This is a genomic window from Massilia sp. CFBP9026 (assembly GCF_034045165.1).
Lineage (GTDB): Bacteria > Pseudomonadota > Gammaproteobacteria > Burkholderiales > Burkholderiaceae_D > Telluria > Telluria arenae.
Window position 1 is genome coordinate 21,503 of record NZ_JAXCWH010000013.1, and the last position, 21,208, is coordinate 42,710.

The window sequence follows — 21,208 nt, forward strand, 5'->3', positions numbered from 1 at the left end:
GGAGTCTTCAGGAGTGGTTGCAACCGCAAGCGGCTGAGTGAGATTCCTTGGGGCCGTCTTTCGGCGGCACCGGGTCGACGCCACCCGCATTCCACGGATGGCAGCGGCCCACGCGGCGCGCGGCCAGCCAGGAACCGCGTGCGGCGCCATGGACGCGCAGCGCTTCGATCGCATAATTGGAACAGCTGGGATAGAACCGGCAACGCGGCCCGAGCATGGGGGACAGCAGCAGCTGGTAGCCGCGAAGCAACCAGACGAGCAGCGTCTTCATGGCGTGCTGGCCGGCGTAGGACGCGGCCGCTGCTGCAGGGCTTGCTGTGACCCGAACAGGCGCGCCAGTTCCACCTTCAGCGCGGCCTTGAGGGCGCGCGTGGTGGCCGGGCCGTCCTTGGTATTGACGGGACGCGACAGGCGGACGATGCAATCGACCTGCGCCAGGCTGCTCGTACGGAACAGCTCGCGCGTCATGCGCTTGATCGTATTGCGGGTCACCGCGCGCGGCGCAAAACGCTTGGCCGCAACGACGCCCAGCCGCGCATGCGGCAGGTCGTTCGGACGCGTGTAGAGCACGAAATGCGCCGTTTTTTGCGTCGGCCGCAAACGAAAAACGGATGAAAATTCATCCGTTTTAACGATGCGCCGAGCGCGCGCGAAGTCGTGCGAACCTTCGCCTGTCATCACCGACCGCAATCGATCTGCGGTGCGTGACTTAGACAGCCAGACGCTTGCGGCCCTTGGCGCGGCGAGCGTTCAGGACTTGACGGCCACCACGGGTAGCCATACGTGCGCGGAAGCCGTGCGTGCGCTTGCGACGGACGACGGAAGGTTGGTAAGTACGTTTCATGGTGGTCTCGCTTAAAGCAAAATAAGATGCAAAATCGGGTCTGACGTCGTGTCAGATTCGGCGCCGATGACAGTTTCGCTCAAGGTTATACCAGCGTCACGCCACAGCAAGTCTTTCGTCGCCCAACCACCAGCCGCTGAAAAATCACAGCCTGGCATGGCGCATGGACGGGGAACCCTGAATTAGACTCTACTTCGCACCCTCGTGTCAAGGCAGGTGTTGTTTCACCAAGCGCCGCCCGCGCACGTTTCCAGCTTGGCAAGGGGTCGGCCCGGCTCGCCATTTCGGTGGAAAATATGTGCAGCGCCTGTGGATAACTTGGGCCGAGACAGGTAAAATAGCGTGTTACGTATCAAAAGCGAAGTATGGAAAATTTTTGGCAGTCAGCATCCGCGCAGCTTGAGCTAGAGCTCACGCCGCAGCAATTCAGCGCGTGGATCAAACCGCTGGTCGCCCTCGACTACGAAGACGGCAAGCTGCGCATCGCTGCGCCCAACCGCTTCAAGCTCGACTGGGTCAAGACGCAGTTCGCCACTCGCATCACCGAACTGGCCGCCCAGTACTGGGAAGCGCCGGTCGAGGTGCAGTTCGTGCTCGACCCGAAGAACAATCCTGCCCGCAAAGCGAGCGACTCGAGCGCGTCCGGCAACTCGGCCACCGTCGATTTCAATGCGCCGCGCCCTGCGCCTGGCGCCGAGAACCCGCATCCGTCCGCCGGCCCGAGCCTGACCCAGAACCTGAACATCGCCAACTCGCCCAAGCGCGAGCAAAGCCGGATCAACACCGAGCTTACTTTTGATAGCTTCGTGACCGGTAAGGCCAACCAGCTGGCGCGCGCCGCCGCGATCCAGGTCGCCAACAACCCGGGCGTGTCGTACAACCCGCTGTTCTTCTACGGCGGCGTCGGCCTCGGTAAGACCCACCTGATCCATGCGATCGGCAACCAGGTCATGGCCGACCAGCCGAACGCGCGCATCCGCTACATCCACGCCGAGCAGTATGTGCGCGACGTCGTCACCGCCTATCAACGCAAGGGCTTCGACGATTTCAAGCACTACTACCACTCGCTCGACATGCTCCTCATCGATGATATTCAATTCTTCGGTGGCAAAAGCCGGACGCAGGAAGAATTCTTCTATGCGTTCGAGGCGCTGATCGCGGCCAAGAAGCAGATCATCATCACCTCGGATACTTATCCGAAAGAGATCACGGGCATGGACGACCGCCTGATCTCGCGCTTCGATTCCGGCCTGACGGTGGCGATCGAGCCGCCCGAGCTCGAGATGCGCGTGGCGATTCTCTTGAAGAAAGCGCAGTCCGAGGACGTGACCCTGTCGGACGACGTCGCCTTCTTCGTGGCCAAGCACCTGCGCTCCAACGTGCGTGAGCTCGAAGGCGCGCTGCGCAAGATCCTGGCCTACTCGCGCTTCCACGGCAAGGACATCACCATCGACGTGGTCAAGGAAGCACTGAAGGATTTGCTGTCGGTGCAAAACCGCCAGATCTCTGTAGAAAACATCCAGAAGACGGTGGCCGACTTCTTCAACATCAAGGTCGCGGACATGTATTCGAAGCGCAGGCCGGCGAACATCGCCCGTCCGCGCCAGATCGCCATGTACCTGGCAAAAGAGCTCACGCAAAAGAGTCTGCCGGAAATTGGCGAACTGTTCGGCGGCCGCGACCACACGACCGTGCTGCACGCGGTGCGCAAGATCGCCGGCGACCGTCAGAAGAATCCGGAGTGCAACCACGAGCTGCACGTGCTGGAACAGACGCTCAAGGGCTGATCGCCTGTCTTTGAGCAGTTTTTTTGTGTTTGCCTCAGGCAATGGCACAATATCGCTTTAGTAACACATCACCTTTCAAACGTACTGAGGATAACTATGCAATTGGTCAAAACCACCCGAGATACGCTTCTCCGGCCACTGCAGATCGTGAGCGGTATTGTCGAGCGTCGGCACACTATGCCGATTCTGGCCAATATCCTCATTCGCAAGACCGGCGAGAGCGTGTCCTTCCTGTCGACCGACACCGAAGTGCAGATCACCACGCACGCCAATATCGGCTCGGGCGACGACGTGACCGGCACCACGGTGGCCGCGCGTAAACTGCTGGACATCCTGCGCGCGCTGCCGGAATCGGGCGACGTCACGATGACGCTGCAGAACAAGCGCCTGGCGGTCCAGAGCGGCAAATCGCGCTTCGCGCTGCAAACCCTGGCGGCCGAGGAATTCCCGACCGTCTCGGTGGCCGACAGCTATAACGCCTCGGTGACCCTGCCGCAAAAAACGCTGAAGCACCTGTTCAATATGGTGTACTTCTCGATGGCCCAGCAGGACATCCGTTACTACCTGAACGGCCTGCTGCTGGTGCTGGACGGCAGCAATATCATCGCGGTAGCGACCGACGGCCACCGCCTGGCGTTCTGCCAGGTGGAAACCGAGCAGCAGTTCGAGCGCCAGGAAGTCATCATCCCGCGCAAGACCATCATCGAGCTGCAGCGCCTGCTGGAAGAAAGCGATGAAACCGTGCGCCTGGACATCGCGGCCTCGCAGGTAAAACTGACTTTCGCCGACATCGAGCTGGTCTCGAAACTGGTTGAGGGCAAGTTCCCTGACTACACCCGCGTGATCCCGAAGGGTTACAAGAACGACTTCACGATCAGCCGCGATGAACTGCTGCGTTCGCTGCAGCGCGCCGCGATCATGACCAGCGACAAGTTCAAGGGCGTGCGCTGCATCATCGAGCCGGGCGTCATGAAGATCAGCTCGACCAATGCCGACCAGGAAGAAGCGGTCGAAGAACTCGAGATCGACTACGGTGGCGATTCGATCGACATCGGCTTCAACGTCACCTACCTGCTCGACGTGCTGAACAACCTCAAGTGCGACCAGGTGAACATCGCCCTGGGCGACTCGAATTCGTCGGCCCTGATCTCGATTCCCGACAATGGCGACTTCAAGTATGTCGTCATGCCGATGCGCATTTAAGAAGGTTGGCAGGCAGACGGCGCGCCAACAACAGTTAGCCTCAAGACCGTCGTCCCCGCGCAGGCGGGGACCCAAGTTTGCGTGAACAGCCAACGAGCTTGGGTTCCCGCCTGCGCGGGAACGACGTTTCCGAGCTGCAGGCCGAAGTTGATGTGCCGGACTGCATACACCGGATCCACCCGTTTTATAGAAAGCAGTCCATGTCCGAGAATATCCCAGCAGAACAGCCCGCCCCAAGCGCGGATGATTACGGCGCGTCTTCCATCCAGATCCTGGAAGGCCTCGAAGCGGTGCGCAAGCGCCCTGGCATGTATATCGGCGACACCTCGGACGGCACCGGCCTGCACCACCTGGTGTTCGAAGTCCTCGACAACTCGATCGACGAAGCGCTGGCCGGTTATTGCACCGAGATCCACGTCACCATCCACTCCGACAACTCGATTTCGATCGCCGACAACGGCCGCGGCATCCCGACCGGCGTCAAGATGGACGACAAGCACGAGCCAAAACGCTCGGCAACCGAGATCGCCCTGACCGAGCTGCACGCCGGCGGCAAGTTCAACCAGAACTCCTATAAAGTGTCGGGCGGCCTGCACGGCGTCGGCGTGTCTTGCGTGAACGCACTGTCGAAGCTGCTGCGCGTAACCGTGCGCCAGAACGGCAAGGTACACCAGATGGAATTCACGCGCGGCGTCCCGGTCGATCGCCTGATCGAGATGCGCGACGGCTTCGAAGTCTCCCCGATGAAGGTGACCGGCGAAACCGACAAGCGCGGTACCGAGGTGCACTTCTGGGCCGACGAAACGATCTTCACGCTGGTGGAGTTCCACTACGAGATCCTGTCGAAGCGTATCCGCGAACTGTCGTTCCTGAACAATGGCGTCAGCATCAAGCTGACCGACCAGCGCACCGGCAAGGAAGAGCTGTTCGCCTTCGAAGGCGGTACCCGCGGCTTCGTGGAGTACATCAACAAGGCCAAGACCGTGCTGCACCCGAGCGTGTTCCAGGCAACGGGCGACCGCCTGTCGGACCAGAACACGAATATCTCGGTCGACGTCTCGATGCAGTGGAACGATTCGTTCAACGAGCAGGTGCTGTGCTTCACCAACAACATCCCGCAACGCGACGGCGGCAGCCACCTGACCGGCCTGCGCGCGGCGATGACGCGCGTGATCAACAAGTACATCGACGAGCACGACTTCGCCAAGAAGGCCAAGGTCGAGATCTCGGGCGACGATATGCGCGAAGGCCTGACCTGCGTGCTGTCCGTGAAAGTGCCTGAACCTAAATTCTCGTCGCAGACCAAGGACAAGCTGGTGTCGTCCGAAGTACGTGGCCCGGTCGAGGAAATCGTCGCCAAGACGCTGACCGACTTCCTGATGGAAAAGCCGAACGACGCGAAAATCATTTGCGGCAAGATCGTCGAAGCCGCCCGCGCCCGCGAAGCGGCGCGCAAGGCGCGCGACCTGACCCGCCGCAAGGGCATCATGGACGGCCTGGGCCTGTCGTCGAAGCTGGCCGACTGCCAGGAACGCGACCCGGCGCTGGCCGAGCTGTACATCGTCGAGGGTGACTCGGCAGGTGGTTCGGCCAAGCAGGGCCGCGACCGTAAATTCCAGGCGATCCTGCCGCTGCGCGGCAAGGTGCTGAACGTGGAAAAGGCGCGTTTCGAGAAGATGCTGTCGTCGGAGCAGATCACGACCCTGATCGCGACCCTCGGCACGTCGATCGGCCCGGACGAATTCAACGTCGACAAGCTGCGCTATCACCGCATCATCATCATGACCGATGCGGACGTCGACGGCGCCCACATCCGTACCCTGCTGCTGACCCTGTTCTACCGCCAGATGCCGCAACTGGTCGAGCGCGGCCACATCTATATCGCGCAACCGCCGCTGTACAAGGTCAAGGCCGGCCGTGACGAGCGTTATCTGAAAGATGACGTCGAAGAAGCCAGCTACATGATGACGTTCGCGCTGAACACCGCGTCGCTGATTCCAAGAGATGGTGCGGAACCTGTGAATGGCGAAGCACTGGGCGAACTGGCACGCAAGTACAACCTGGCCAACGCCATCATGCTGCGCCTGGCGCGCGTGATTGACCGCGCCGCACTGACCGCGATCTTCAGCGGCGGCGTGGCGCTGGACCTGACGACGCTCGAGAGCGCCGAGGCATCGGCCAAGGCCATGGAAAGCGCGATCGGCGACAAGGCGGTGCAGGTCAAGGTGCGTTCGGACGAATTGTCCGAGAAGCATTCCCTGCGTATCGAACGCATCTACCACGGCAACGTGCAGGTGACGTCGATCGACGCCGACTTCGTCGCAGGTGCGGATTACGCAGTGCTGGCCGATTCGGCGGCGACCTTCCAGGGCCTGATGGGCGAAGGCGCCATCGTGCGCCGCGGCGAAGGCGAACGCATGAAGGAATTCGCGGTGCGCGATTTCCATCAAGCGATGGAATGGCTGCGTGAAGAAGCGGAACGTGGCGTGTCCAAGCAGCGTTACAAAGGTCTGGGCGAGATGAATCCGGAGCAGCTGTGGGAGACCACGATGGATCCGACCGTGCGTCGTTTGTTGAAAGTGCAGATCGAGGATGCCATTGCGGCGGATCAGATCTTCACGACGCTGATGGGCGATGAGGTCGAACCACGTCGCAACTTCATCGAGGCCAATGCTCTGCGCGCTGGCAATATCGACGTCTGATCGTATTGCACTTCAAGTCAAAACGGCCTCTTCATGAGGCCGTTTTTTATTGCTGCTCAATCCTGCTCGGGTATCGGCCGAACCACCAGGAACTGGTATGACATCGCGCCAAGGAAGGCGATGCCGGCGCCAGTCAGCAATGCCGGCACGAACGACCAGCCCTGTGCGATATAGCCGGTAAAGATCGGCGCCAGGGCGCCGCCGATAAAGCCGCCGAAGTTCTGGATCGCACCCAGCGAGGCAATGCGGCTGCGCGGCGCCACTGCCGTCACCAGCGACCACGAGCAGGCCGACGCCGCATTGGCCAGGAAGATCACGACCGAGATGCACGCAATAGCCGCGGTATTGCTCTCGACCAGCGCGGCCGGAATCGTGAACGCCACCATGCCCAGCATCGACAGCACCACAGCCGTTCGACGCCCCGCCACGACCGATTTCGCGCGGCGTGTGATCTGGTCCGACGCCCAGCCGGCCGACAGCGCACCCAGGAAGCCGCACAGGAAGGGAATCGTCGCCGCCACACCGACATAGGCCACGTCCATATGACGCTCCGTGCGCAGATACCCCGGCAGCCAGGTAAGGAACACCCAGTTCAGATACACCGAGCCGAAGAAGCCAAGCAGCATGCCCCAGGTGGCGCGCTGGCGGAACAGCGCGCGCCAGGATGCGAAGCCCGCCGCCGGCGCGGCTTCCGAAGTCTGTCCTTCGTCCAGGTATGCACGCTCGGCGTCGGTCAACTCTTCGCGCACCGGGTCGCGATACAGCATGACCCAGACGATGGCTGCGACGATGCCCAGCGCGCCGGTGATGAAGAAGGCCCAGTGCCAGCTGGTCGCGGCGATCAACGGCGACAGGCACAAAGGCGCCAGCGCGAAGCCCAGCGGCGAGGCCGAGTTATAGATACCGGTCGGCGTGCCGCGCGCGCGCAAGGGGAACCAGTTGCTCACTACCCGCGCCGCGGCCGGGAATTGCGGCGCCTCGCCGATCCCCAGCACGACGCGCGCCAGCACGAACCAACCGAAGGTGGAGACGAGTCCACCTGCGGCCTGGGCCAGCGACCAGATCACCAGTCCCGCACCGAGCAGCCAGCGCGGCCCGATCTTGTCGACCAGCGCCCCGACCGGCAGCTGGCACAGCGCATAGCTCCACGAGAAGGCCGACAGCAGCACGCCCATCTCGCCGAGCGAGAGGCCGAGGTCGGCGCGAATGAATTCATTGGCGACGGCCAGCGTGGCGCGGTCGAGGTAGTTGATGACGCCGGTGACGACCAGCAGCGTCAGCGCCAGATTCTGGCGGTAGCGGATGCGCGAAGTCGCGATCAGGTGAGTAGGGGTAACGTTCATTTCGGGATGGTATCAAACACGATCACTGACTGGTTACGCCTTTTTTGCCATGGCATGTTTGCAACACAGCGACAACAAGACATAAAACTCGTGCTACCATCCGCTCCGGGCTGTGCAGGACGCCCACTCTCGCGAAAGCCAGCGCACCTGCCAACGTCCCACGACGTGACCGTTTTTCAGGAGTTCATCCCCTGTTCATTCACTGATGCCGTAGCGAGAACGGCCAATACCATGTGAAAAGGACTTGGCATGCGCCTCCATCGAAACACCCCTCCCGATACCAATACCGATTTCCTGCGCCGCTACGCCCGCGGCATGCTGCGCAGCGTCCATTCGGACCAGCCCAGCAAAGCCCTACCCATCGTGCGCCGCGTGCACGCGGCTGGAAAGACGGCAGACGCGCGCGTCACGCAGCTCTACCACGCACGCACGGCGCTGCAGCTCAAGCACATATTCCGCACGCTGGCCGCGGAGCTGGGCTACGCGACCTGGGACGCCTGCAAGCGCGACATCGACCGCCGTCCGCCGGAAGTGCTGGACCGGTTCCGGCTCGATCTCGGCGCATTCGGCGACCATGAGCACATCTGGTTTGCGGACCAGCCGACTGCCGCCGCCTGGCAACGTGAACATGGCGGCCGGTTGGTCGAGTATGGAAAGCAGGCTGTCGTAATGCCAGCCTGATTACTGCGAGGCCGGCACCCGCCGCAACACGTCGTCATAAGGCGCCAGGTCGAGATAAGCAGTCACCTCGGTCGCGCGGCCGCCTTGCATGCGGAAGATCCACAGATAGCTGTTGCGATAGGGCTTGCCGTCCTTCGCCACCGCTTCGCCGTCCCACTCGATGATGACGTGATCGCCATCGGCCCACAGGTTGCGGATCGTGGGCCGAATCTGGCGTTGTAGTCGGGTCGACAGCGGTGTGACGGCGCCGTCGATCAATGCCTGCTTGCCGCGAAGAACGCGCGCGGTCGGGCTGCTGCCCTTGATGGTCCAGACCACATCCGGCGCCAGCATGTCGTCGAAGAAGGTCTTCCCGCCGGCTGCCCAGGCGGCGAATGCCTTGCCGACCGCTTCCTTGTTGCCCTGCGCTTGCGTAGACCCGCTGTCGGCGCGCGCCGCGGACGCGCACCAGACCAGCGCAGCCATCAACACCCAGGCAGCCGTCCAACGTGACGAGGCACCCGAACCCGATCGAGAAAATTCCATATCGTCCTCCTTGATGATCGTTGAATGGGAAGGCCATCCCGGCTCTTCCGCTTCCGGCTAGTGTGCAGCGCATGCGCTGGCGCACGTTAGCTCGATCATCCGGGAAGCTTGCACGATCATCCGAAGATGCGGGTCAGCGCCTACGGCAGCCTGATCTTGACCACCGCATTGCCGGACGTGACATACAGATTGCCCTTGCCATCCGTGACGATGCCGCGCACGTCGGCCAGGCTGCCCGGCAGGTCGCCGGTGCGCAGGGTCGTCGACCGCGTCGATCCCGCCACGGTGGTGACCACGCCTTCCGGCGTGATCCTGCGCACCAGGTTGTTGATCGCATCGGCGGCATACACATTGCCGCGCGGGTCGACCGTCAGCGCCACCACCTGCTCGAAGCGCGCGGCAGTGCCGATGCCGTTGATTGCCCCCCGTGCATTCGCCGCGCCGGCCAGGAAAATCATATTGTTGACACCAATCAGGCCATTCGGATTCCAGCGGCTGATCTCGCGATCCAGGTCGAACACGAACAGGTTGTTGCTGTTGTCCAGCGCCACGCCGCGCGGTTCGAACAGGCTCACGCCGCTCAGGTCGTTCACGACGGATTGGCCTTCCAGCATCAGCGTGTCGCCTCCCGAAATCCTGCGCGTACTGTAGCTATTGGTGATGAACAGGTTATCGTTGGCATCGACCGCGATCGCACCAGGCACCACGGAAGCCACCCGGCCCGCGCCAACGTTGCTCCCGATCGGAATCGTGGCCGTGGTGCTGACGCGTCCTGCGGACGTGATGCTCCGGATGCGCAAATTATCGGCAACATAAATCGTCCCGCGCCGGCTCACCGCCACGGCCACCGGATTGCCGAAGCGCGCATTACCCGCATCGCCATCGACAAAGCCGCTGGTGCCGGCCGCCCCAGCCACCGTCGTGACCACGCCTGCCGGCGTGATCTTGCGAATAATGAAGTTGCCGGTGTCCGCGACATACAGATTGTCATCGGCATCGATCGCAATGCCCTGCGGCCATTTGAAGCGCGCGGCCGTACCGCTGCCATCCATCGTGCCTTCAATGGTCGGATCACCCGCCAGGATCGACAGCGCCGCCACCGGCGCCGGCGGCGGATCGCCGCCGTCCTCGTCGTCCTGGTCCTTCGGGATGCCGTCGCCGCACGCGGAGCACAGCAGCATCAGGGCGGCGGCGCCACACAGCTTGAGGCGGAGTCGGGCGTTATCGGTCACGGCACGGCGGGTCATGAATCTCTCCAGAAAGGTCCGCCTTCGATGCTATCACGCAGCAAACTACCCGCCCCTGTTCTCAGCCATGGTAGCTGCATAAACTGCATCGTCACGGCGCCACCACGACATTGAAGTGACACTTTCGCCGAGCAATCTGCCTAAGCAACACAACGAATTTCCCGTACTTTCTTTCCCACAATTGCCAATTGCCCGCTTGACATACGGCCAAGAGTTCCTTAAAGTCGAAAATATGTCTTTCACCCTGCATCTGTCGACCACCCTACCAGCCGCCGGCGCGCTATCGCTGGCTGCCCTGCTACTACGCGCGTAACTCTCCGCCGTACGTCCCGGCTCCGCCGGCCCCAACAGCAGTAGGATTCGCACCGATGTCTACCACCCAATTTTTCGCACCATCGTTTTTCCTCACCGGGTTCGTCCTGGCGGCCGGCTTGCGCGCACCGACACGTGCGCTGCTAAAGCTACCGATCGGTTGCCGGGCCTAGCGTTTTCGTGGCCCGCCCGGCAGCCTGTCGCCACCCCTCAGACCCACAAGGTCGCCCAGTGACCACCCCATCAGGAGCCCCGATCATGCTGAACAACCCCGCCACCAAATACCGTCCCTTCCCCGCCGTCCCCCTGGCCGACCGCCAGTGGCCGAGCCGCAGCATCACCACGCCGCCGATCTGGATGAGCACTGACCTGCGCGACGGTAACCAGGCATTGATCGAGCCGATGAGCGTGGAGAAGAAGCTGCGCTTCTTCAAGATGCTGGTCAAGATCGGCATCAAGGAGATCGAGGTCGGCTTCCCGTCCGCCTCGCAGACCGACTTCGACTTTGTGCGCATGCTGGTGGAAGACAAGCACATTCCGGACGACGTCACCATCATCGTGCTGACCCAGTCGCGCGATGAGCTGATCCGCCGCACGGTGGAATCGGCGGTCGGCGCCAAGCGCGCCATCGTCCACGTCTACAACTCGGTGGCCCCGGTGTTCCGCCGCGTGGTGTTCAATATGGAGCGTGACGAGATCGTGCAGATCGCCGTCAAGGGCGTCCAGCTGATCAAGGAACTGGTGGCGCAGCACCCGCATACCCAATGGGGCCTGGAGTATTCGCCGGAATCGTTCTCGACCACCGAACTCGATTTCTCGAAGCAGATCACCGATGCGGTCAGCGCCGTGTGGCAGCCGACGCCGGATAACAAGATGATCGTCAACCTGCCGTCGACGGTCGAGGCGGCGACGCCGAACGTCTATGCCGACCAGATCGAATGGATGTGCCGCAACCTGAACAACCGCGAATCGCTCGTCATCAGCGTCCACCCGCACAACGACCGCGGCACCGCCGTTGCCGCCGCCGAGCTGGCAGTGATGGCCGGCGCCGACCGCGTCGAAGGCTGCCTGTTCGGCAATGGCGAACGCACCGGCAACGTCGACCTGGTCACCCTGGCGATGAACCTGTACACGCAGGGCGTCAACCCCGGCCTGGACTTTTCGGACATCGACGCCGTGCGCCAGCTGGTGGAAGACTGCAACCAGCTGCCCGTGCATCCGCGCCATCCGTATGCGGGCGACCTGGTGTTCACCGCCTTCTCGGGCTCGCACCAGGACGCGATCAAGAAGGGCTTCGCCAAGCAGCAGCCCGACGCGATCTGGGAGGTGCCGTATCTGCCGATCGACCCGGCCGACCTGGGCCGCAGCTACGACGCCGTCATCCGCGTCAACAGCCAGTCGGGCAAGGGCGGCATGGCCTACCTGCTGGAGCAGGAATTCGGCCTGCAGCTGCCACGGCGCCTGCAAATTGAGTTTTCGCGCGCCGTGCAGCGCGTGGCCGACGAGAGCGGCCGCGAGATCAACGCGGGCGACCTGCACGCGCTGTTCGCGCGCGAATACCTGGAGCAGGACGAGCCATATCACTACGTCTCGCACCGCATGGTAGAGGACAGCGAGCATGACGTGCAGCTGGACGTGACGGTAACGCGCCACCATGCGCAGCAATCCTTCAGCGGCACCGGCAACGGTCCGATCGACGCCTTCGTGACGGCGCTGGGCCTGGATATCCGCCTGATGGATTACCACGAGCATGCGATCGGCTCGGGCGCCGATGCGCGCGCGGCCTGCTACGTCGAACTGCGCGTGGGGAATGGCCCGACGCTGTTCGGCGTCGGCATCGACAGCAATATCGTGACCGCTTCGTTCAAGTCGGTGCTGTCGGCGGTGAACCGTCACATGGCGGCGGGCGGAGAGAATTCGGCCGCGCTGGCGGCCTGAGGTTCGGGGCGGGCGGCGGGGCGAGGAACGCCCTGCCTGCGCCGCCGATCGATCAGCGGCGGCGCTGTGGCGCGCGGCGCGGGCCGGCCGGTCCGCGCGACTCGAGATGACGGAACACGATGCGCCCCTTGGTCAGGTCGTAAGGCGAGAGCTCCAGCGTGACGCGGTCGCCCATCAGGATGCGGATGTGGTTCTTCTTCATGCGGCCGGCCGTATAGGCGATCATCTTGTGGCCGTTTTCCAGCTCGACGCGAAAACGCAGCTCGGGCAGCACTTCGGACACGAGGCCGTTCATTTCGATCAGTTCTTCTTTTGCCATGCGGGTTCTCCTGGTGTGGCGCCGGCAGGCGCCGGGCGTCGTGGATGCGGGGGATCGTTAGGGCCCGGCATGCAACGCCAGGAGAGGGATGAAAAAAAAGCCCGCATCCTGCGGGCTTCGTTTCAAAGCATTACCGATTTATCGCCGCTCCCGCCCATGCTATCTGCGTGGTGCCGGAGCTGTGGGCGCCCGCGCTATCTGCGTGGTGCGTCCGCTGTACAGGCTGACTGACATACCGAAAACACGTCCTCCGGAAAGTCGCGCACTGCACAGGCGCGGTCACGGATCGGAGGACTTTCGAGCAGGCGTTACCTGATCGAGCAACCCAGTATAACAGCATTTTTGTGCGGCGCACAAAATAATGTTCGTACTGGCTCAATGCGGCATCGGCTCTTCGCCGTCGTCGCGGCCGGCCGTGAAGCGCTCGGCTGCGGTCGATACATCGTCGTCGGATGGGGAATGGACGGCCGCCTCGGGCGGATCGAGCATGTCGGCCAGCATGGCCTGCAGTTCCGGCGTGTCCCAGTCTTCGCCAGCGCGCTGCCGGCGGTGGATGTAGTGCTGGATCTCGCTATGCTGTTCGGAGGTCAATGGCAGGCCGTGGAACGTGGTGCCCGGGGTCGCTTCGCGCATGCTGCCTCCTGTGCCCCGCCAATGTGGCCGGATGCACCGACTATACGCCGGCGCGCGCCAGGCGGCGCGCGCTTCACTCGGCGGCTCCCGGTCCGCTCATCCGGTCGAGTATCTGCAGCGAGGCCCGTTCGCTCATCACCAGCACCAGCTTCAGGCGCGCACGCGTCATGCCCACAAAGAGCTTACGCAGCGCGCGCTCGTCCAGTTCCTCGAAATCGATCTCGGTGAAGATCAGCGCCGGCGCCGACTGGCCCTTGAAGCGGTACACCGACTCCGCCAGCAAGCCTCCTTCGCGAAACACCGGGTTGCCGAACAAATCATAGGCGCCGGTGAACGAGCGCAGCGTGTGCGCATCGCTCAGGCGGTCGAGCTTCAGGATCGCCGATTTTTCGCGCCCGCGAAACGCGCAGATCGCGATGTCCTGGCGCCCGAAGCCAGCCGCCAGGCAGGAGGTCACGGCGCGCCGCGTCTGGGCCAGCATCGCTTCCTCGTCCCCTTCCGGATAGGTCAGCTCCTCGATGTCGGCGCCCTTGAATGGGCTGCCCGCCTCCACCGGCTGGCGCGCGGCGCCGAGCTCCGTCAGCATGTCGACGATCTGGCGCGGGCTGCGGTAGTTGGTGTGCGAATGCAGGGTGACCCAGCCCGGCAGCGGCACCATCGCGCGGCCGTACAGGTTCTGGTCCGGGTCCTCCATCCAGATCGCGCGCCCGTTCGGCTTGAGCATGCGCAGCACGATATCGCGCCAGGCCACCGAGAAGTCCTGGCCCTCGTCGACGATCACCACGTCGAACTGCCAGGTCTCGGGCAGCTCGGCGCCCGTCATCGAGGTTTCGATCTTGTCCCAGACGTCGGCCGCGCCGTAGTCGGGCGTGACGTCCTGCGCCCGCAGCCAGGCGTCGGACAGCATGTGGAAGGTGGCGACCCGTCCGCCGGCCGGCACCAGCCGTTCGATGTGGTCGGCCAGCGGCCGGTTGAAGCAGACGTAGAGCGGACGCAGGCCGGCGTCGAGCGCGGCCGTGTACTCGGCCAGCGCCAGCTGGGTCTTGCCGCTGCCGGCGGTGCCGATCACGTGCAGGCGGAACGGAGAAAACTCCAGCCGCCGCGCCCATGTCGCCAGGCCGCCCGACAGCCGCGTTACCATCTTGACCGCGTTGCCGATCATGGCGCTGGGGTCGGGCCGCAGGTTCAGCGTGTCGCCCAGGAAGCGCGTGACCTTGTCGAAGTCGTCGGTGCGGTCAGTGACCGGCAGCGACTCGCGGATCACCCGCGCCAGCTTGGGCTTGTTGGTGGCGTCGATGATGTGGTCCGGGTCGATTCCCGCCAACTGCTGGTCGCGCACGATGTAGTCGGGGCAGTACAGCAGATAGTCGACCGACAGCGTGCCGTGGTAGCGCCTGGTCAGGCCCTCGATGGTGGTCAGGATCTGGCTGCGGATCTTGCGCGGCTTGCCCTGGTAGCTTTTCACCAGGCCTTCCGGCGTCTCGTTGAGAAAGCCCGCGACCTGCTCGATCACCAGCATGCGGCCGTTCGGGGCCAGTACGATGAAGTCGACGTCACCATATACGGAGTAACCCTGCTCGACATTCGTCCAGTGCACGCCGTGGTAGATCACGTAGGGAGTGTCGGCCAGGCGCTGCTCGAGGTAGCTCAGGGTTTCGATCTCGCGCGCGGCGGCGCCGGTGACGGCCATCTCGCGCCAGCCGGCAGGTTGGATATGAGCCATGGTGTCCGCAAGCGTTAGTAAGGTGGAAACTATTGTAAGTCTGTTTCCCTGATAGTCACACACCGTTGTCGGGGGAACGCATTATTGGCGGGGAAAGCTGGGGAATCGTTGCCGAAGTGAAAAACTTATTGTCGCCTGGCGGCAATCCGGTGCACACTTTCGGGCATTACGCATAGCGTCAGGGTCTTCGTGCATTTACCTTCCGTCTTCCTCGCGATTCCGACTCCAGCGTTACGCCTGTGGGCGTGGCTGCTGCTGGGCGCCCTATGCCTGAGCCAGGCGCCGGCCGAAGCTGGAGAGGTGCATGCATTCAATGGAAATAAAGTAAAAGGTTGCCAACTTGACGGCAATGCCTACACCTGCGGCAACCTGCCCTCGACCGCATGGGACGACTCGATGGCGATCGCCAACGGCTACAGCGTCCATATTAAATCCAGTGTCAGTCCAGGCTGGGACTATGGCGTGTCGATGTCCGGCAGCGCACGCCTGACCAGTGGCGGCTCCATCAACCTCAACGGGATCAACCCGGCAAAAATCAGCATTTCCGGCGGTTCGTTCGACGCGGCCGGCGAGTTCACCTTGACCAGGCCGATCCGCGTGACGGCCAATGTGACGGCTGGCTCCATGACGCTCGGTGGCGAAGCGGGTTTCCAGATCACCGGCAATATGGTGTCGAAAGGCGCGCTGTCGGTCGCCACCAGCGCCATCGTTAACGGCTCGGTCAGTGGCGTCCAGGTCACCGTCGGCTCGTCGGTCAAGATCAGCGGCAGCCTGAACGCGACGGGGGCGGTGTCGATCGGCTCGAGCAGCAGCATCGGCGCGGGCGTCACCGGCGCATCCATTACCGCCGACTCATCGGTCACGGTTACCGGCAACCTGGCGTCGCCAGGCGCTGTGTCGATCGGCTCCAGCAGTATCGTCACCGGCGCGGTCAGCGGATCCGAGGTCACCACCAACTCGTCTGTCAAGATCGGCGGCAGCCTGACCTCGGCGGGGCGGGTAACGATCGGCTCCAGCAGCAGCGTGGGCTCGGATGTCACCGGCACCGCCATCACCCTCGATGCTTCGGTCACGATCACCGGCGCGGTCAAGGCCAGCGACGTCCTGACGGTGGGCTCGCATTCGTCGATCCGCGGACCGATCAGCGGCACGACCTCGATCACGCTCAATTCGCCGTCGACCATCGTGGGCACCGTGACCTCGAAAGGGCCGATCACGATCGGATCGCACGCGAACATCGATGGCGCGATCAGCGGCACCGTCGTCACCACCAGTTCGCCCGTCACCCTGAAAGGCAATATCGTCGCAACCAGCCGCTTCACGCTGGCCTCGGGCAGCACGGTCAACGGCGACATCACCTCGCCCGAGATCGACATGTATGCGGCCAGCAGCGTCGTCACCGGCAAGGTCACTGCGGCCAAATACCTCACCATGGGGCACGCCGTGCGCATCAAGGGCGACGTCGATACCGGCCAACTCAAGCTGGAAGCCTCGGACGCGATTGTCAACGGCAATGCTGCCGTGGACTTCGCGACCCTGTACTGGCATGGTCGCGTCAGCGAGAAGATCTTCTGCAAGAAGGGCACGCGGCCGGGATATTGCGACTGCGTCGACAACCAGAGCGATTATCCGGTCAATACCGCCAATGGGCCGCGCTGCGAAAGTCCAAAACCCGTAGGCGGCACGTTCAGCCACTTCCTCATCGAACATGACGGCAACGACGTCGCCACCTGCTCGACAAAGGACGTCAAGGTCAGTGCGTGCGCGAATGACGACTGCAGCCAGAAGCTCGCCACTTCCACAAGGGTGATCATGCAGCCGGGCGGCGCCAGCGCCAACTTCATCGGCTCCGGCACGGTCCAGGTATCGAGCGCCCGCAAGGGCGTCAACAAGCTGTCGCTGACGCTCGACGGCGGGGCGACGCAGTTCAGGTGCCGCAACACGAAGAACAGTTCGAACAATTCGTCCAGTTGCGACGTCAACTTCACGGGCGACGTCGGTTTCCAGATCAAGGTGCCGAACCACAAGGCCGGCAACTGGGTGACGGCCGAACTGCAGGCGCTCAAGTCGAACGGCGCCGAATGCAAACCGGCCTTCATCAATGTCACCAAGCCGGTCCAGTACACCTGCAGCCATGGTGAGCCGACGAGCGGCACCATGCCGGTGATGCTCGCGCGCACGCTCGGAACGAATCCCGCCAATCCTGTCGAACTGATGTGCTCAGCCACCAAGCTGGTCTTGTGGGACACCGCTTTCGACGGCAACGCCAAAGCGCAGATCGGCCTGACCTACACCGACGCCGGCAAGGTGACGCTGAGTGCCAAGACCGATGAGATCAGCGGCGCCCACACGTTCACGGCCGCACCGGACCATTTCGACATCGTCACTCCGAGCCCCTTGCGCGCCGGCCTGGACTTCGACGTGAAGCTGACCGCACGAAACGCAGGCGGCGCCACGACACCCAACTTCAACAAGGCCGGCTATCCCACCACCGCTAATGCAACCAGAACCACGGTCAGCATGCCCTGCACCAAAGGCGCGCTGGCGCCCGTCATGACCGAGTTCACCGACGGCAAGGCAACGGTAGCGGCGAATTATTCCGAAGCCGGCTCGATCAACCTGCGGGCGGATTTGCAGGATTTCCTGGGCACCGAATTGGATACCGTCAGCACTACAGGCAAGAATGAACCGGAGCCCTGCACGACGAGCACCGTCGGCCCCTTCGTGCCGATGTACTTCCAGGTCGAGCTGAACGACACCGCGCGCATCGTGCAGCAGGACGGCAAGGACCTGACCTTCTATTATTCGCGCGAGCCGATTCCGCTCAAGATCACGGCCATGAACGCGAAGGGCCAGCCGACCACCAATTATCCGGCCGTGTATGGGTCGGATCACGCATTTACCCTGAGTGCTGTCGATACCGAAGGCACGCCGTTTACCGACGATTTCGGCACACTTGCCGGAACGCTCGCGGCGAGCGATTTCGTGGCAGGCATCGCCACTTGGACTTCTTCGACGAAGTCGCCCCAGGCGACCTTCCAGTTCGGTAACGCGCGCACCACGCCCACGCCGATTCGCCTGCGCGTAGCAAACAAGGCGGCCACCGGCATCCTGCCTGCCGGCCACGACATCACGTCGGCGGGCGAAAAAGCCCATGAAAAAGCGCAGCCGGAAATCCGCAGCGGACGCCTGCGCATCGCCACGCTATTCGGCCGCGCAGGCTCCACGCTCGATCTACCAGTCACGGCGGAATACTGGAGCGGCAAGAGCTGGCTGTTCAACAACCGGGATGATTTCACCATCGTGCCTGCGGCGGCCATCGCACAGACCTCGCATGCGCATGCCAACGGAAACGGCGCCAAGCCCAAGACCCAGGTCTTATCCGATCTAAAACTCGAGGGCGGCAAGGCAAAACTGCCAGTCCAGGGCGATACGGCGGGCTGGATCGACATCGCATTCAACCTCGGCGCCGGCGCAGGCACCGGGCAGGACCAATCCTGCCTGAAGTCGCATCCTCAGACATCGTTCGCCAACCTGCATTGGCTGCAATCGCTCAGCGGCTGCACCGACCCATCCGGCCGCGCCACCTTCGGCATCTTCGCGCCCGAGAGCCGCCGCATCATCCACATGCGCGAGGTGTTCAATTGAAGCACACTAGGCCGCAGGACGGCTTCACGACGGTCGAACTGATCACGGTCATGGTGCTGATCGGCGTGCTGGCCGCGATCGGCATCCCACGGCTGATGGGCGAGAACAGCATCAATGCGATCGTCTTCGGCGACCAGGTGGCCAGCGCATTGCGCACCGCCCAGAAGAGCGCGGTGGCCAAGCGCCGCATCGTGTGCGTGACGACCCTCCAACGCACTCTCCAACTGCGCATCAGCCCGACTGCCGGCACCGCCAGTTGCAACCTGCAGCTCGACGGCGCCGGGGACGGCACGTTCGACAGCAACGATGACAAGATCAGCATGAACAACCCGCGGCCCGCCCTGTTCTTCCGTCCGGACGGCACCATCGCCGCCACGGCGGGCGACGCACCGCTCACGGGCTTCGACATCACGGTCAGCGATTCCAGTGGCGTACGGCGCACGATCCACGTCGACGGGAGGACCGGCCTTGTCAATTAAGCGCATGGCCGGGATGACCCTGGTCGAGCTGATCATCGCCATCGTGATCGTGGGCACGGCGCTGGCCGGCCTGGTCGCGGTCTACAACCGCGCCAACGTCGCCAGCGCCGACCCGCTGATCACCCAGCAAATGCTGGCGATCGCCGAGACCATGATGGAAGAGGTCATGCTCAAGCCCTATCTGACCGACGGTGGCAACGCCGCACAGCCCGCAGGCCGCGCCGACTATACCGAGATCGGCCACTACAACAAGTATGCGACCGCCGGCGGCATCGTGGCCGTGGACGGCAGCGCAGTCGCGGGCCTGGACCGCTACGACGTCGCGGTCAGCGTCACCCCGACAACGCTGACGAACGTCGCCGATGCCGCCGATGCCCGGCGCATCCAGGTGGTGGTGACGGAACGCGGCGGCCAGCAACTGCAGCTCACCGGATGGAGGACCCGGCCATGGCAGCCAGCAACACCATGAGGCGCCTGCCTGCGCGTGGCTTCACGCTGGTCGAGCTGATCGTCGTCATCGTCCTGATCGGCATCATCGGCGGCGTGTTGGTCCTGCAACTGCTGCCGGCAATCCGCAGTTACCTGCTGGTCGGGCAGCGCGCGGCGCTGACCAACCAGGCCGACACCGCCCTGCGCAAGATCGTCGGCGAAGTGCGCAGCGCGGTGCCCAATTCGTTGCGGCTCGGGTCGTCCACGTGCATGGAACTGGTGCCGACCAAGGATGGCGGCCGCTATCGCATGGGTCCTCACATCGACGGCAACACTGTGGCCGGCGACTTCCTCGACGATACCGAAGCCAGGAGCCGGTTCGATGTGCTGACCGAGGCCACCAACACGCCCGTCCAGGGCGATGCCATCGTGATCGGCAACCAGAACACGGACGACGTCTATAAGCAGGTGAACGTCGGCATCGTCAATGCATCGGGCGCCCCCACGAACGCCGCCACTGGTGTCTCCAGCATCACCCTCGACGCCGCCATCCAGATCCCCCCGGGCTATGACGGCGGACGCTTCGTTGTCGTGCCAAAGGACGAAAAAGTCGTCACCTACCTGTGCACTGGGGCAGGCAAGCTGTATCGCCTCGCCGACGCGGCCTTCCATCCCGAACCGACCTGCCCGAGCGAGGCGCCGGCCGGCGCCGCGCTGGTCGCGGACAAGGTATCGCATTGCGCCTTCATCTATTCCCCCAACCAGGGCGCGACCCAGGAAAGCGGCTTCATCCAGCTGCAGCTGACCCTGAGCGACAAGGGCGAGTCGGTCCCGCTCATCATCGGCGCCCACGTGGACAACGTGCCATGAGCCAACCGCGCCCACAATCCGGCTTCGCCTATATCGCGGCGATCGTGTTCCTGGTGGTGATCGCCGGGATCGCGGTGGCCCTGCTGCAGCTGACCAATACCCAGCAAACCACCGTCAACCAGGCCTTGCTCTCAGCTCGCGCTGGTCTGGCCGCGCGCGGCGGCATCGAATGGGTCTACCAGGACCTCGGCAGCCGCTGCACGGAGGCCGGCAGCACCGCGAGCCTCACCGACTTCGTCAGCGACGCCGGCTTCAACGTCAAGGTCACGTGTTCCTACCGCGTCTATCGCGAAGGCGAGCAAGCCGATGCCAGCGGGGCGCCGGTATCGGTCATCAAGCACATCTACCGGATCGAGTCGGTCGCCTGCAATGGCGCTGGCGCCTGCCCGGACGACGCCAGCGTGCCACGGCCCGACTACGTGGAACGGAAACGGGTCGCCACCGTCTGCATGACCGCCAATAATGAGTTCTGCTACTGAGATTGTTATCAACGGCCAGGTCTTGCGCGCCAACGGTGGCGTCGTC

19 protein-coding genes are annotated in these 21,208 nt (G+C 63.4%); 10 read left to right on the forward strand and 9 right to left on the reverse strand.

The genetic code is table 11. From position 1 onward, the window contains the following. Positions 1-7 precede the first annotated feature (7 nt). From yidD to rpmH, 3 genes are read right to left on the reverse strand one after another with little or no spacing between them, the layout of a single operon-like run. Positions 8-271, reverse strand: a complete 264-nt coding sequence (gene yidD / locus SOM28_RS24120; protein ID WP_123067961.1) for a membrane protein insertion efficiency factor YidD — start codon at positions 269-271, stop codon at positions 8-10. After that, the gene (gene rnpA, locus SOM28_RS24125) at positions 268-678 is read right to left on the reverse strand and encodes a ribonuclease P protein component (protein ID WP_320469691.1); all 411 of its coding nucleotides are present in this window, start codon (positions 676-678) and stop codon (positions 268-270) included. Before rnpA ends, yidD begins: the two co-directional genes overlap by 4 nt. A gap of 31 nt (positions 679-709) precedes the next feature. Beyond that, positions 710-844 carry a 50S ribosomal protein L34 gene (gene rpmH, locus SOM28_RS24130; protein WP_040378179.1) on the reverse strand — a complete coding sequence of 45 codons (135 nt, stop codon included), beginning with the start codon at positions 842-844 and terminating at the stop codon, positions 710-712. 365 nt (positions 845-1,209) lie between these two features. Here rpmH and dnaA point away from each other — a divergent pair, with 365 nt between their 5' ends. The 3 genes from dnaA (at position 1,210) to gyrB (ending at position 6,536) form a co-directional block, all read left to right on the forward strand. Continuing rightward, complete coding sequence (gene dnaA / locus SOM28_RS24135; RefSeq protein ID WP_320469692.1) at positions 1,210-2,631, forward strand: chromosomal replication initiator protein DnaA; 1,422 nt, start codon at positions 1,210-1,212, stop codon at positions 2,629-2,631. A gap of 96 nt (positions 2,632-2,727) precedes the next feature. Next, positions 2,728-3,834, forward strand: a complete 1,107-nt coding sequence (dnaN, locus tag SOM28_RS24140) for a DNA polymerase III subunit beta (protein ID WP_109345937.1) — start codon at positions 2,728-2,730, stop codon at positions 3,832-3,834. A 200-nt stretch (positions 3,835-4,034) separates the two neighbouring features. Next, positions 4,035-6,536, forward strand: a complete 2,502-nt coding sequence (gene gyrB, locus SOM28_RS24145; protein WP_320469693.1) for a DNA topoisomerase (ATP-hydrolyzing) subunit B — start codon at positions 4,035-4,037, stop codon at positions 6,534-6,536. 56 nt (positions 6,537-6,592) lie between these two features. On the opposite strand, the gene SOM28_RS24150 is transcribed toward gyrB, so the two are convergent. After that, positions 6,593-7,879, reverse strand: coding sequence for an MFS transporter (locus tag SOM28_RS24150; RefSeq protein WP_320469694.1), 1,287 nt, complete (start codon positions 7,877-7,879; stop codon positions 6,593-6,595). Between the two features lie 249 nt (positions 7,880-8,128). Here SOM28_RS24150 and SOM28_RS24155 point away from each other — a divergent pair, with 249 nt between their 5' ends. Continuing rightward, positions 8,129-8,560 (forward strand): hypothetical protein, encoded by a 432-nt coding sequence (locus tag SOM28_RS24155; protein ID WP_320469695.1) that lies wholly within the window; start codon positions 8,129-8,131, stop codon positions 8,558-8,560. On the opposite strand, the gene SOM28_RS24160 is transcribed toward SOM28_RS24155, so the two are convergent. Continuing rightward, on the reverse strand, positions 8,561-9,085 hold the full coding sequence (locus tag SOM28_RS24160) for a nuclear transport factor 2 family protein (RefSeq protein WP_320469696.1): 525 nt from the start codon (positions 9,083-9,085) through the stop codon (positions 8,561-8,563). Positions 9,086-9,225: 140 nt separating this feature from the next. After that, complete coding sequence (locus SOM28_RS24165) at positions 9,226-10,332, reverse strand: NHL repeat-containing protein (protein WP_320469697.1); 1,107 nt, start codon at positions 10,330-10,332, stop codon at positions 9,226-9,228. A gap of 567 nt (positions 10,333-10,899) precedes the next feature. On the opposite strand from SOM28_RS24165, the gene leuA reads away from it, so the two are divergent. After that, complete coding sequence (gene leuA / locus SOM28_RS24170) at positions 10,900-12,582, forward strand: 2-isopropylmalate synthase (RefSeq protein ID WP_320469736.1); 1,683 nt, start codon at positions 10,900-10,902, stop codon at positions 12,580-12,582. 52 nt (positions 12,583-12,634) lie between these two features. On the opposite strand, the gene infA is transcribed toward leuA, so the two are convergent. The 3 genes from infA to SOM28_RS24185 all read right to left on the reverse strand — a co-directional run bounded on the left by infA (position 12,635) and on the right by SOM28_RS24185 (position 15,257). Continuing rightward, entirely contained in the window at positions 12,635-12,901 is a 267-nt protein-coding gene (gene infA, locus SOM28_RS24175; protein WP_005664553.1) for a translation initiation factor IF-1, read from the reverse strand. Between the two features lie 375 nt (positions 12,902-13,276). Further along, positions 13,277-13,534 carry a hypothetical protein gene (locus SOM28_RS24180; protein ID WP_123067969.1) on the reverse strand — a complete coding sequence of 86 codons (258 nt, stop codon included), beginning with the start codon at positions 13,532-13,534 and terminating at the stop codon, positions 13,277-13,279. A 73-nt stretch (positions 13,535-13,607) separates the two neighbouring features. Then, entirely contained in the window at positions 13,608-15,257 is a 1,650-nt protein-coding gene (locus SOM28_RS24185) for an ATP-binding domain-containing protein (protein ID WP_320469698.1), read from the reverse strand. Between the two features lie 189 nt (positions 15,258-15,446). Between SOM28_RS24185 and SOM28_RS24190 the strand changes: the two genes are divergently transcribed. From SOM28_RS24190 to SOM28_RS24210, 5 genes are read left to right on the forward strand one after another with little or no spacing between them, the layout of a single operon-like run. After that, a complete protein-coding gene (locus SOM28_RS24190) occupies positions 15,447-18,905 on the forward strand; it encodes a DUF6701 domain-containing protein (protein ID WP_320469699.1) in 3,459 nt (1,152 codons plus the stop codon). Next, a complete protein-coding gene (locus SOM28_RS24195; RefSeq protein ID WP_187271464.1) occupies positions 18,902-19,384 on the forward strand; it encodes a GspH/FimT family pseudopilin in 483 nt (160 codons plus the stop codon). The genes SOM28_RS24190 and SOM28_RS24195 overlap by 4 nt, the downstream gene beginning before the upstream one ends. Further along, positions 19,374-19,853, forward strand: a complete 480-nt coding sequence (locus tag SOM28_RS24200) for a prepilin-type N-terminal cleavage/methylation domain-containing protein (RefSeq protein WP_320469700.1) — start codon at positions 19,374-19,376, stop codon at positions 19,851-19,853. The genes SOM28_RS24195 and SOM28_RS24200 overlap by 11 nt, the downstream gene beginning before the upstream one ends. Further along, positions 19,832-20,683: a prepilin-type N-terminal cleavage/methylation domain-containing protein gene (locus SOM28_RS24205; protein ID WP_320469701.1), complete on the forward strand. Its 852-nt coding sequence runs from the start codon at positions 19,832-19,834 to the stop codon at positions 20,681-20,683. Before SOM28_RS24200 ends, SOM28_RS24205 begins: the two co-directional genes overlap by 22 nt. Then, a complete protein-coding gene (locus SOM28_RS24210) occupies positions 20,680-21,162 on the forward strand; it encodes an MSHA biogenesis protein MshP (protein ID WP_320469702.1) in 483 nt (160 codons plus the stop codon). Before SOM28_RS24205 ends, SOM28_RS24210 begins: the two co-directional genes overlap by 4 nt. Positions 21,163-21,208: the final 46 nt, after the last annotated feature.